General features: G+C 50.3%; 13 protein-coding genes and 1 pseudogene. 1 reads left to right on the plus strand and 13 read right to left on the minus strand.

All coding sequences use genetic code 11. The features are described from left to right. Window positions 1–10 precede the first annotated feature (10 nt). The 11 genes from LRY47_RS05930 to leuA2 form a co-directional block, all read right to left on the minus strand. A complete protein-coding gene (locus LRY47_RS05930; protein ID WP_295223430.1) occupies window positions 11–697 on the minus strand; it encodes a ferrous iron transport protein A in 687 nt (228 codons plus the stop codon). Continuing rightward, window positions 694–2,796 carry a heavy metal translocating P-type ATPase gene (locus tag LRY47_RS05935; protein ID WP_295223431.1) on the minus strand — a complete coding sequence of 701 codons (2,103 nt, stop codon included), beginning with the start codon at window positions 2,794–2,796 and terminating at the stop codon, window positions 694–696. The genes LRY47_RS05930 and LRY47_RS05935 overlap by 4 nt, the downstream gene beginning before the upstream one ends. After that, the gene (locus LRY47_RS05940; RefSeq protein WP_295223432.1) at window positions 2,793–2,990 is read right to left on the minus strand and encodes a hypothetical protein; all 198 of its coding nucleotides are present in this window, start codon (window positions 2,988–2,990) and stop codon (window positions 2,793–2,795) included. Before LRY47_RS05940 ends, LRY47_RS05935 begins: the two co-directional genes overlap by 4 nt. A 1-nt stretch (window position 2,991) precedes the next feature. After that, window positions 2,992–3,312 carry a hypothetical protein gene (locus LRY47_RS05945; RefSeq protein ID WP_295223433.1) on the minus strand — a complete coding sequence of 107 codons (321 nt, stop codon included), beginning with the start codon at window positions 3,310–3,312 and terminating at the stop codon, window positions 2,992–2,994. A 2-nt stretch (window positions 3,313–3,314) separates the two neighbouring features. After that, complete coding sequence (locus LRY47_RS05950; protein WP_295223434.1) at window positions 3,315–3,641, minus strand: hypothetical protein; 327 nt, start codon at window positions 3,639–3,641, stop codon at window positions 3,315–3,317. After that, window positions 3,638–4,147, minus strand: a complete 510-nt coding sequence (locus LRY47_RS05955) for a hypothetical protein (protein WP_295223436.1) — start codon at window positions 4,145–4,147, stop codon at window positions 3,638–3,640. The genes LRY47_RS05950 and LRY47_RS05955 overlap by 4 nt, the downstream gene beginning before the upstream one ends. 129 nt (window positions 4,148–4,276) lie before the next feature. After that, the gene (locus LRY47_RS05960) at window positions 4,277–4,573 is read right to left on the minus strand and encodes a hypothetical protein (RefSeq protein ID WP_295223437.1); all 297 of its coding nucleotides are present in this window, start codon (window positions 4,571–4,573) and stop codon (window positions 4,277–4,279) included. Further along, a complete protein-coding gene (locus tag LRY47_RS05965; RefSeq protein WP_295223438.1) occupies window positions 4,566–6,713 on the minus strand; it encodes a cation-translocating P-type ATPase in 2,148 nt (715 codons plus the stop codon). The genes LRY47_RS05960 and LRY47_RS05965 overlap by 8 nt, the downstream gene beginning before the upstream one ends. 191 nt (window positions 6,714–6,904) lie before the next feature. Then, window positions 6,905–8,245, minus strand: coding sequence for a sodium:alanine symporter family protein (locus tag LRY47_RS05970; RefSeq protein ID WP_295223439.1), 1,341 nt, complete (start codon window positions 8,243–8,245; stop codon window positions 6,905–6,907). A 128-nt stretch (window positions 8,246–8,373) separates the two neighbouring features. Further along, window positions 8,374–9,177: a methylated-DNA--[protein]-cysteine S-methyltransferase gene (locus tag LRY47_RS05975; protein WP_295223440.1), complete on the minus strand. Its 804-nt coding sequence runs from the start codon at window positions 9,175–9,177 to the stop codon at window positions 8,374–8,376. A gap of 48 nt (window positions 9,178–9,225) precedes the next feature. Beyond that, window positions 9,226–10,392: a 2-isopropylmalate synthase LeuA2 gene (gene leuA2, locus LRY47_RS05980; RefSeq protein WP_295223441.1), complete on the minus strand. Its 1,167-nt coding sequence runs from the start codon at window positions 10,390–10,392 to the stop codon at window positions 9,226–9,228. Window positions 10,393–10,457: 65 nt separating this feature from the next. On the opposite strand from leuA2, the gene LRY47_RS05985 reads away from it, so the two are divergent. After that, window positions 10,458–11,249, plus strand: a complete 792-nt coding sequence (locus LRY47_RS05985; protein ID WP_295223442.1) for a helix-turn-helix transcriptional regulator — start codon at window positions 10,458–10,460, stop codon at window positions 11,247–11,249. On the opposite strand, the gene LRY47_RS05990 is transcribed toward LRY47_RS05985, so the two are convergent. Together LRY47_RS05990 and LRY47_RS05995 are read right to left on the minus strand one after the other, a co-directional pair. Then, a complete protein-coding gene (locus LRY47_RS05990) occupies window positions 11,233–11,886 on the minus strand; it encodes a (Fe-S)-binding protein (protein WP_295223443.1) in 654 nt (217 codons plus the stop codon). The two genes, LRY47_RS05985 and LRY47_RS05990, sit on opposite strands and share 17 nt — an antisense overlap. 243 nt (window positions 11,887–12,129) lie before the next feature. Continuing rightward, window positions 12,130–12,467, minus strand: a pseudogene (locus tag LRY47_RS05995) (cytochrome c3 family protein). Window positions 12,468–12,495 lie beyond the last annotated feature (28 nt).

Consider the following 12,495-nt stretch of genomic DNA (forward strand, 5'->3'; position numbering starts at 1 on the left):
GCGGAAAAATCTATTCGGCGTTTATTTTTTCAGCAGTGCTTTCCGATATAAACACCCGAAGCCCCTGTGCCGTGCATATGACCATGTCGGGATAGTCGTCCAGATGGACGGATTTACCCGTTTCGATACCCTCAAGGGTCAGCGGCGTGCCTTGCTGTATTCCGTTTACGGACATTACCTGTGCGTAGGTTTCCTGACTCAAAAGTTCATCGACTATGAAATCCCTGCTTTTCGATGCGAAGGAAAACTGTTTTCCGTCGCCCAGAATACATGCCGCGTGTGCTTCCGAAAGACGGCATCTGGTCTTGTGTCCCACTAGCGTGATATACTCCATATGTGGGAGTTTTCTCATCACCTGTATAGTGTCCCCGCCTTTTATGCCTAGTCTTGCCATATCTTTTGCCGCTGTTTTCGGTACAACAACTGTGAAATCTGTACCTGTTTCATGTTCATATATACTGCGCTTTTCGCCGGAAGGCGATTTATAGAAAAGGTGTCTCGCCAGCGAACCGCTCAATGCCTTCGTAACTTCTTTCACGGATATTTTCAGCGTTGCCAGTTCTATGTCACCTCTGCCTACCTTTGAAACTATGGTTCCGGCGAATATGCCGTATGCGCCCAGCCTGCGGGCTAGTTCAGCGTCTTTCACGGATATCACTTTATAAAAGCCTCCGCTTTTTGCATCGGACAGTTTCATTTCGTTCTCCCGCTCTGAGAAAGGCTCAGAGCATAAAGCAGTGTTCCAAGAGTGGTTCCGTTGTGCATAACGGCAGATTGCAGAGGGCTGATGCGCCCCATGACGGACAAAAGCACCGTAATTGTGTTGATGCCGATGTTTGCAACGGATACCCTTTTTATGACCTTCATGGTGCGTTCCGCTGTGATGCGCGCTGTGAGTATGCCGCGCAGGTCGTTGCGCAGAAGGATAACGTCGGATGTTTCCCGCGCAAGGTCTGCTCCTTCGGGCATGCTGATGCCGACGTGAGCGGAGAGCAGAGCCGGAGCGTCGTTCACCCCGTCGCCTACGAAGGCTATTCTTCTCCCTTCCGCTTTGAACTTGTTCACGACGTCCAGTTTGTCTTCAGGCTTCATCTCAAAATATACTTCTTTGATGCCAAGTTCTTTGGCTATGTGATTCGCCGTGTCCCTGTGGTCGCCGGTAAGCATCACAACTCGGTCGATGCCGCGCTTTTTCAGATCTTTTATGACCTGCGAGGATTCGTTTCTCGGCACGTCTTTAAGGGCTATTATGCCAGACAGTACACCGTCGCATGCCACATACAGGATGCTTTTGCCTGTTTTTCGCAGTTTATCTGCAGTGTCGTCCGCCATTGAGCAGTCGATGTGTTCATCCTCGTGGATGAAGTGTCTGCTTCCCGCCAGAACGTGTTTTTTGCCGACGTACGCCGAAACGCCGTGGGCTATGATGAAGTCCACCTCCCCTGTTTCCTCAAGGGGGATATTCCTTTTTTCCGCTTCTTTAACAACTGCCGCCGCTATGGGGTGGCTGTAATGTTCTTCGGCACTGGCGGCGGTTCTCAGAATTTCCCGCTCGTCCATATCCGAAAAACTTAAGATATCCGACACCTCAAGGGTGCCTTTCGTCAGCGTCCCCGTCTTGTCGAATATTATAGTGTCGATCTTCGCCATGTTTTCAAGTGACTGCGCGCCCTTTATAAAGATGCCTTCGGATGCTGCGCAGTACATGCTGGATTTGATGGCTGTGGGTGTCACAAGTTTCAGAGCGCACGAATAATCCACGGAAAGCACCGATGATGCCCTGCGGAAATCGCGCGTCAGTAAAAGTGTGCCAAGCCCTATGCCGAAGGTTACGGGAACCATCCTGTCGGCAATTTTGAATGCCTGAACTTCCGTGTTTGAACGGTTTTTCAGTGAGTTGTTGATGAATTTTGCGATTCTGGCGGTTGTGGTTTCCGCACCCACCTTCCGCGCTTCGATGATGAGCTTTCCTTCCGCAACGACAGTTCCTGCGTATACTTCACTGTCGTATCCGGCGGTAACGGGGAGACTTTCCCCTGTGACAGACGCCTGATTGATAAGCCCTTCGCCGCTTTTTACTATACCGTCGACGGGTATCATCTCCCCTGCGCCTATGATGACGTGGCTGCCCACAAGCACTTCACCGATTGGTACTTTTTTCTCGGTTTGTCCGTCAAGAATCCAGACGTATTCCACGTCGGGCTTTATGAGGCTTTTCAGCATCCTGTCTGATTTGTACTGGGTGGACGCTTCAAGATAGTGTCCGAGGTTCAGCAGAAACGTGATGGAACCCGCTGTAAAATAGTCTTTGCGCATAAGGAGCATGGATACCACTGCCGCATCCAGAACTTCAACTTTCAGACCATCGTTTACAAGTGTGTCTATCCCTTTCAGAAGAACGGGAGCCGCGCCTGCGAATGTCAGCGGCGTACGGAACCACTGGGGCAGAACCAGCTTTGAAAGCCACATTGAACCGGCCCAGTAAACGTTTATGAGGTCGGGCGAATCCACAAGTTCCTCTTCTGCCTGAAAAACGGCATGGGAGAAGGTCTGCAGTGTGGAAAGGAGGGGTTCGGTCATCTCTCTGCCCTTTTCGTGTTCAACCACAAGGGTATTTGCGCGCTGATTGACGCGAACGGAGGTCACTCCGTTGATGCACTCCAGAGTGGATTCCAGCAGTGTACAGTCAAGGGCGGGGTTGCCTAGCACCCCCGCCTTAAGACGAATCCTGCTGTCAGTTTTGTGAGCGATGCTCACGCTTTCAAATCCCGTAGGATAATGTTTTTTCTTCGTCATGACCTGTTTTTGTATAAAAATGTGTGGTAAACCGACAAGCCCACCAGAGCCACCCCTGCGATGGAGTGGATGTTTCTTGAGGTTTTACCCTTGTTGAATCCTGAAACCACCAGAACTCCAAGTGCCGCCGTCATGGCGTATTTGGTGTATCTGCGTTTCTTCTGCATGGGGCTTAATTTTTTTTCTTCGGGCATGTTATTCTCCGCCCATCTCCGCCTGAACGTCTCTTATCTGTTCTTTCAGTTCTTCAACGCCGCCCTGAAGACCGCCCCATACCTTAACAACGCCTTTTACGATGGCTTTTTTAACTGCGGGGTTGGTGAGGACGAGTGCTATGCCTGCGCCGATAACAAAGCCTTTAACATATGACGGCTCGCGGAAGTTGAACCATTCTTTAAGATGGCTTGCTGCTGTGTGCTGCTGGGGATAGTATGCCTGCTGTTGTGCATACTGGGGTGCGTAGTAATGCTGTTGTTGCTGTCCTTGTCCCGCTTCGGGTGCTTTTTGCTGTTCCATGATTAGCTCTCCTTAACTGTTTCTGTATTTGTCGGTTTAACTGATGAATCCCAAAGATATTTCGCGCCTGCTGACGCCGCTGTGAAGGCTATCAGGGACATAAAGACCCCGAAACCGAACATGCTTGCCGCGGCAACGCCCGCTGCTGTGGCGATACCAGTCCCTGCCGCTTCCTTTACAACGTTCTCTGCTGCCTGTTCTTTTGTTATCTTTCCGGCTTTGTAGTCTTTCGTCTGTTTTGCGGCAGACACCGCGCCCCCGATGACCGCGCCTGCCAGAGCGCCCGATACCGTCGCCCTGCCGATTGATGACCCTATATGCTTGCTCATATCTGTTCCTCCGAATCCTCTGTGAACATACCTACTGTTTTTCCGAGAATGTCGCTCAGTGCGGAACGCACCGATTCACTGCTTAAAAGCATTGCCAGTCCGGCTCCCATGACCAGCCCCTTGATGAAGTCGCTGCCTGTGGCGTTCACCATCCTGCTGACCTCCGAAAGCTGAGGGTTGCCCTCTATCATCTGCCCGAACATACCCATAATTCCGCTCATGGGGTCTTCCTGCCGGTGGTGTCCGCAATGCTCCTCGTGTGGAGGCATGGGCGGAGCGGGCTGAAAACCGTATTGCGGCGGATATGGCGGCATATACGGGGGGAACGGCGGATAGGGAGCATATCCCTGCATGGGCGGATAGCCGGGGGGCGGATACATGTAAGGGTTATAGTAGCCTCCCATATACGGGTTGCCCATGAACGGCTGCTGTCCCGTTTCCGGGTTCTGCATCTGCTCGCTGAACCCCTGCTGTTCGGGTGTTTCGTTTGTTTCTTTGTTTTCCACAAAACCCTCCTTTTATATTTTTTTGATTCTGATTAGTGTGGTGAGACTGCCGCGTCAGCCTGAAAGCTTCCTCGCAGAGACGGATAAATTACTGTCTTCGCGAGGAGCGTAAGCAACGAAGCGATCTCATTAACTTATAAAATCTTCGTACTTTTTAAGCACCGCGAGGCTTTCGCTGTCGGATGCACCGAAAAGCACAGCCATGTCCACCGGATGTATCACCGCAGGGTCATACCGCAGAACCACCGAACGCGCGAGCATGTTCACCCGCTTGTCCAGCACGCCCGGAATGGATGCGCTTATCTCCTCCAGTCTCTTGCTCACAGGGTCTTTCATAATCGCGGGGTCGACCTTGAGCCTGATGCGCCCTTCAACGTGATGCACCACAGAGACATATTTTTTTACTGCAAGAAGTTCCTCAATCATTTGTTTCTCCGTCATAGTTCATAAGTCGGGACGAGTTCGCCATTATACCGCCGGTGTGGGCTATGTGCAGAAGCCCTGCCATAACGGGGTTCAGGATGCCCACAGCGCCAAGAACCGCTCCTGCGATATTGGTTGAAGTAGCTATTGAAAAATTCTGATGTATTATCGTTTTTGTTTTCTTGCTGAGCTGACGGAGGAAGATTATCTTGTTCAGATCGTCGTCCACCAGCGCTATGTCTGCCGCTTCAACGGCAACGTCGGAACCTGCCGCACCCATGGCTATGCCAAGGTCGGACTGCGCCAGAGCAAGAACGTCGTTGATGCCGTCGCCTATCATCGCAACCTTATGGTCTTTCTGTATAGTTCTGATTATGTCCGCTTTGTCCTGCGGCAGAACGGAATAGTGACATTCGTCAAAACCAAGACGCAGAGCTAAAGGTTCTGCCGACTGCTTTTCGTCGCCAGTCACCATTATGAGATTTTTTACGCCGTCTTTGCGCAGTACCTCTATCATCTCGGCAACACCCTCTTTGTCCTGCGTGCGGATGGAGATGATGCCAAGAAGTCTGCTGTCTTCTGCGACGTAGAGAACGCTTTTGCCCTCTTCCGCCCATTTTTCGGCACGTTTTTTCACTGTGCCTGTTTTTATGCTGAACCTGTCCATGAGCTTTCTGTTGCCGACACATACTGTGCCTTCGGCGGTGTCAGCCGCAACGCCCATGCCTAGGATGGTTTCGCATACCGCGTGGTCGGGCTTTTCCAGACAGAGCTGTTCAGCTTTTTTGCGTATCGCCGCCGCCATGGGGTGACGGTTGTGCAGTTCTGCGGCGTATGCTCTCATGAGAAGATCCTGCTCCGACCAGCCTTTCAGAGGATGGATATCTATTACCTCAGGCATGTCGGTGGTTATTGTCCCTGTTTTGTCGAAACAGAATGATTCCTGTTCACCCGCATCCTCAAGGTACCGCCCACCTTTGATGAGAACACCCTTCGATGCCGCGTTGCCTATGGATGCGCTCACCGCAGATGATGCCGCCAGTGCGGTAGCACAGGGACAGGTCATAACGAGCATGACAGAAAGTGTTCTGGAAAGACTGCGGGTCAGCAGGAAGGTTCCTGCCGTCATCATGAATCCCAGCCCCACCAGCTTTTTAGCGAGTTTATCCGCCTCAAGCTCAATAGGTGCTTTGTTTTCCAGAGATGTTTCCACCGCCTGCAAAATGCGCGCAAGATATGTGCTGTCGCCCACTCTGTCCGCGCGGATGTATATCAGTCCGTCCTGAACGTAGGTTCCGGCATAGACGGATTCTGATTTGACCTTGTGAATGAGTTCCTGACGACCGTTTATGGGGGCTTCGTTCACCATCGCCTCGCCGCGGATTATCTCGCCGTCGACGGATATCTTTTCACCTGTGCGCACTATCACTGTCGCGCCCTGTTCCACTTTTTCAACTGGGATCTCAAGTTCCCGTCCGTTGATGAGTACGAACGCAGTTTTTGCGGTGACGTCCAGAATGTTTTTGATTGATGCGCGGGATTTTTCTGTGATGTGTTCCTGCATGAGTTCCGCGCCGCTGTTCACCCAGAGAATTTCAAGGGCGGTCATGGTTTCGCCTGTGAGAAGCGCTGCGCCCACGCCGGCTCCGAGAAACGCGTCCAGTCCGATTTTTTTATCTTTCAGTGTTTTCGATACGGCGGTGTAAACAAGGGGTGCCGCGAAGAATGCCGTAAAGAACCACATGGGGCTGAAAACAGCCTGTGAAAGAACTTTACCGAAAAGTTTTTTTGATATGAAAGACGCGCCTGTCATAACAGTAAGCGCGGCGAACTCTGTTTTTTTGTTGAGAAGAGCCAGTCCGTCCTTCGCATCGGAACAGGCACAGTCTGCCTTTACGGATTCGGCGGGAGCCAGTTTAACCTGTTTTATGACCGAAACTGCGTTGACGATGTCCGAAACGGAGAGGATGGAACCGTCGTAGGCAACGATAAGGCTTGCGCATTTTCTGTTGCAACGCACTGATGATATACCCTGTTTTGATGAAAGGACGCTGATTATGGATGAGCAAAGATTTTGCTCTTGTCTGAGAATGGGATATTTAAGCCTTACCCTGTTGGGGGCGGAATGAGCTATCTTTAACACACTAACCGTCCTGTGCGCCCTATGCCCGAAAGGGAGCAGATTTGTTAATGTGTCAACCCGAACGCTTATCCAATGTTAAGCACCGCACACACCAAAAGTCAACTTTTTTTCAAATATGAAATTGAATATCAGTAATGATTTAGAACGAAAAAAGGCGGTCAGAAAGGCTGACCGCCATATTTATCAGTAAATTATTTTTTTAAATTGGCAAAATAGTCTTTCGTTTCCGCAAAGACAACGGATGAGAGACCCAGAAGACCAATAAGGTTGGGCAGAGCCATAAGCCCGTTGAAAATGTCCGAAAGCAGCCAGACGATGTTCAGTTTTGCCATAGCGCCGATGCCTATGAAGAGGATGAAAACTATTCTGTAGGGTGTGATGGATTTCACGCCGAACAGGTATTCCATAGACTTCTCACCGTAATAGCACCAGCCAAGTATGGTAGAATATGCAAACAGCGCAAGGCTTATGGCAACAACTATGGGTCCAGCGGAAAATCCGAGTGAGAAAGCGTGGTTTGTAAGATCAGCTCCGTTTTTGCCTATGTCCCACGCGCCTGTGCAGATAAGCACAAGACCTGTCATTGTGCAGACGATAAGCGTGTCGATAAACGTCTGGGTCATGGAAACCAGCGCCTGTGAAACAGGATGCTTTGTCTGAGCAGCTGCCGCCGCTATGGGCGCACTGCCGAGACCTGATTCGTTGGAGAAAACACCTCTGGCAACACCCATGCGGATTGCCATCATAACGCTTGCACCCGCGAAGCCGCCAGATGCCGCGGTGGGGGTGAACGCCTCTGCAAAGATAAGCGCGAACGCCGCAGGAATTTTATCTGCGAACATCACAAGGATGATCAGTGCGCTTATTATATAGAAAATTATCATGATAGGTACGAGAACGCTCGTTACTCTTCCGATGGATTTGATTCCGCCCAGAACAACCAGAGCGGTGAACACCATCAGCACGAGACCTGTTGCATAGGTCGGTACGTTGAATGTGGAGCGCAGAGCGTCCGCAACGGAGTTAGCCTGAACCATGTTGCCTATCCCGAAAGATGCCACAACAGCAAACACCGCGAACAGTGCGCCCATCCATTGCCATCCGAGACCGTTTGAAATGTAATACATCGGACCGCCGCTCATGTTGCCGTTTTCGTCAACTTCGCGGTATTTAACAGCAAGAACAGCTTCCGCATATTTGGTCGCCATGCCCACAAGACCTGTCACCCACATCCAGAACATTGCACCGGGTCCGCCCAGAGCGATAGCCGTAGCAACCCCCGCTATGTTTCCTGTTCCCACTGTGGCGGACATTGCCGTCATCAGTGCCTGAAAGTGTGTGATGTCGCCGGGTTCGTCGTCGTACTCTTTGCGTTTAACAAGTGCAAGCCAAAGTGCGTAAAAAAGTTTAGTAAACTGAAGAAAACGAAGATTTAATGTGAGGTAGATGCCTGTTCCAACCAGAAGCACAAGGAGCGGTACGCCCCAGATAAAGCCTCCGATGGTATTTAATATGTTTTCAAACTGTTCCAAATAAAACCTCCTTCTTTTGACTGTGTTAAACTTAACATTAATCATAGAAAATCTCAATACATTAAGAACGTGGATTCATCTGACAGATAGGTGAAGTTTGTGATTTGGAGAAATTTAATTAAGTTTAGTTATTCTGAACAGTTCGATTCGTATGCAATCATAGCTTTTTTGCGTTCCACGCCCCAGCGGTAGCCAGTTACGGCTCCGGTCTCACGCAGAACTCTGTGACAGGGGATGAGATATCCGATGTTGTTGCGTCCCAAAGCTGTGCCGACGGCGCGGGAAGCTTTCGGCATGTTTATCATGCGGGCAATGTCGCTGTAGCTGGCGAATACGCCTGTCGGAAGGTTAAGCACTGCAGTCCATACTTTTATCTGAAAATTTGTGCCTTTCATGAATATTTTAATGCCGTCAGTATCGTTTGAGAAAATTTTTTGGACGGTACCCTGTACTGCGTTATCATTTCTCACCAAATTCGCGTTAACCCATTCGGATTTAAGCTGTTCGAGGGCATCATCGGCGAACGAGAGCCCGCATACGCCTCTTTCTGTCAGCGCAGTGAGACATGTCCCGAACGGTGTCGGTTGAAAACCGTATGTTATGGTCAGTCCCGCGCCCATGGATTTATATTCGCCGGGGGTAACCGCGTCAATGCTCACGAACAGGTCGTGCAGGCGTGACGGACTGCTCAAGCCTACGTCAAACGCGGCATCAAGAACCGGGCGGGATTCGTCCAGAAGTTTCTTTGCCGCCTGAATTGTCAGGCACTGCATGAACCTCTTGGGGCTTATCCCCGCCCAGTCCGTGAAAAGTCTCTGAAAGTGGTACTGGCTGAGGTTGAGGTGTGCCGCCACCTCGTCCAGTGTCGGCTGGCTTTCTGTGTGTGCCTCAATATACCTTATTGCCTTTTCGATACGTTCGTAGTTTTCCATGGCTCTAAACTATATCATTGCCGCAAAGGTTGCCACCCGATTCTTGCTCTATTGCACTTTTGCGAAAAGTTCCAGTATCCTGCCTGTCGAAAGTTCGCCTTCGGTCTCTGATGCCTTTTTGCATATCCTTATCAGTGCCGATGCCTGCTGACCGGAGAGGGTTATGCCTTCATTAGCGAGTATCTCTGCCAGAGCGGAACGCCCCGACTGGCTTGTGAATCCCATTCTGTCGTTTTCTGTTCTGCCGATTGCGCTGAAATCCATAGGGCGGTATGCGCCCTTTGTCATATGTTTTGTCTTTGCCGCGCCGTCCTGATGGATACCGCTTCTGTGCATGACCACCTCTTCCCCGAAAAGCGGCGCCTTCTGGTGTATGGGTGTTTCAGAAAGCTCTGCTATGCGTTTCGCCGTCTGTACGAACAGTTTAATGTTAAGCCCTGTGTCCACACCGCAGTTGTTCAGTACCGCCGCTATCTCGAACAGGTTCGCGTTGCCCGCACGTTCGCCGATGCCGTTCAGGCATGTTTCAATCTGAACGGCTCCTGCGAAATACGATTCCACAGAAGTTGCGGTTGCCATGCCGAGATCGTTGTGACAGTGGACGGAAGCCACGATGTGTTCAGGCAGAGCAGAAACCACCTTTTCCACCATATCAGTAAACAGATACGGGCGGTATCTTTCAACTGTGTTGGGCATGTTTATTATGTCCGCGCCCGCATCGGTACATGCGAGAAATGTTTCTGTGACAAAATCGAGATTTTCCATGCAGTCACCGAAATGTTCAGCGGTGAACTGCACCTCTCCTCTGTTCTTTATGAGTGATCGGGCGTATGCAACGGATTCCGCTGCGAGCTGCTTCACTTTTTGCGGGTGTATCTTAAGAACATGTTCCATGGTGAACGGACTGAGCGCCAGAACTATATGTATGCGCGGTGTCGCCGCATGAGCTATGCTCTCGTATGTGGTCTTTATGTCCTTTTCCACAGCCCTTGTGAGCGCACCCACTGTGATGTTTCCGTCCGCCACCTCGGCTATTGTCCTGCATGTTTCAAAGTCCATTGCCGATGCCGAGGGGAAGCCAGCCTCTATCTTTTCAACACCTAGCCCGCACAATAGCCCGAACACTTCCAGTTTTTCTTCCAGATTCCAAGGTTTCGCGAGTGATTGATTGCCGTCTCTGAGTGTCGTGTCGTGAAAGACAGGTGCTTTTTTCATGTCATTCCTCCTGTGGGAAAGATTATAAACCTTGCAGCAGCTGAAAATCTAACGATAATATGACTATGAATATCGTAAAACAGACAAATTTTAAACCTGTCGAAACCGGTTATGTAATCGACGGCTCAAGACCTGTAATGACCTTTGTTGCAGAGATACACGGTCAGATATGTCCTGATTTCCATGAGCATCCCAGAGGACAGCTTATGTATGCCAGTGCCGGAGTGAAGAAAGTTATAACTGAGAAAGGTATGTGGGTGGTTCCACCTCTGCAGGCGGTTTGGATTCCGGGCGGTGTTTCCCACAGAGCTGAATTTTCAGGCAGAACACTGGTGAAAAATCTTTTCTTCGACCCGTCGTGCGCCCACAGGCTGCCTGACAGATGTTTTGTTATGTCTGTAAGCCCGTTTCTACGGGAGCTGATAGCGAAATTCTGTAATACTTCAGATAGTGATAAGCTGGCTAATTTATCTGCTGTTTTAGTTGATGAGATAGCGGAAGCGAAGGAGGAGCCTTTCTGTCTGCCTGCTGCTTCCAGTCATCTTCTGGTTCGTATAATGCAGTATCTTGACGAGAATCCGTCATGCCGGAAAACCCTTGATGAATGGGCTGTCGAAGCGAACACGAGTCCGCGCAATTTCGCCAGAATGTTTCTGAAAGAGACGGGTATGACTTTCGGAGCGTGGCGGAAGCGGCTTAAGGTGATCAAGGCGGTGCAGATGATGGACAGCGGCATGTCTGTTACCGAGACGGCTTACGATCTCGGTTATCAGAGTATCAGTGCGTTCATAGAATCATTCCGCAAGGAGACGGGCAGTCCGCCCGCCAGATATTTAAAGTCTAGTGATTCTCAATAAAAGCGTCAACCTGAGCATGCCATGCGTCGGGGTCGCACTCACCAGCCGGCGTGTCGGTGCCGAACAGCAGGTCGGGCAGATAACGCGGAGTTTTCCCGCCGTTCTTCATAGCCTTAACGCAGGATACGCAATACACTGCAACGTCCTCTGCGGGCATCTCGTTCCCGCGTTCACGCATCTTTTCAATGACCTGTTCTTTTGGCAATACACCGTAAAAGCTGTCGCCGCAGCATTTACCTTCGGTTCCCGTGCGCGCCGGTTCGACGATTTTTATATTCATCTTTTCCATTATAGAGCGCACGGATTCGTGCATCTGGGGATAGAGTCTTGTGGGGCAGGCGTCAAGCACAGTCATGGTTATCCCGCCGTAGTTCGGGAAGCTGAAATCCGGGTCGCGGTCGATAAGTTCCCAAAGTGATATCGCACTGACGTCATAGTACAGAGTGTCGTAACGGCGTATGCATCCCGAACAGACGCAGACCAGCTTTGTTTCCTCTGTGACATTAGGGTCATGGTGACAGCAGGTCTCATGCACCTCGCCTATGTTGTATCTGTGTCTCAGGTATGCGGAAATTTTGTCTGCAAGGTCAATGTTATGGATGAAAAGCGCACAGCCGGGCGCGAAAACTGTTTTCATATTATTCTCCTGATGAGGATACAGATTACAGCTAAATAAGAGATGTTTCCACCCGATTCTTGCGGAAAAAAATCCGCTCTTCGGAACGATTAAAAAAAGAAGGATTCAGATCGCCGCGTCGCTGACGCTCCTCGCGAAGACGAAAACTGTCTCTGCAATGGTTTTAGCCCGAAGCAGTCTTATTGCGGAAATAAGAAAGGGCGGAGAATTTCCGCCCTTCAGAATGTGACATGTATAAGGAGGTTATTTCAGGTTCATTTTATAATTATGGCACTGATTGCAGAATATAACCGAAGGCTCATGTGTTTTGTGACACTCTGTGCAGTCTATTTCGCCTAAGTGCGAATCGTGAGGGTTGATAGCAGTTTTTCGGTAACCTTTGCCATATCTTCCTGAGTGCCGTGGCACTCCACGCAGGCTTCAACATCTGCGGGTGAATCCGGTGTTTCAGTTTTGTGGCAGTCAACACAGGCAATGCTGTTCTCTTTGTGTTTGCCCTTAAGCTCCTGTGCGACGGCACCTGAAACAACAACGGCGATGAATGCCAGAACTGTAAGTATTATTATAGCTTTAAGTTTCATAATATCCTCATCGGTGAAAAAGGGGGAG

The sequence above is a fragment of the Seleniivibrio sp. genome, from assembly GCF_021209385.1.
Lineage (GTDB): Bacteria > Chrysiogenota > Deferribacteres > Deferribacterales > Geovibrionaceae > Seleniivibrio.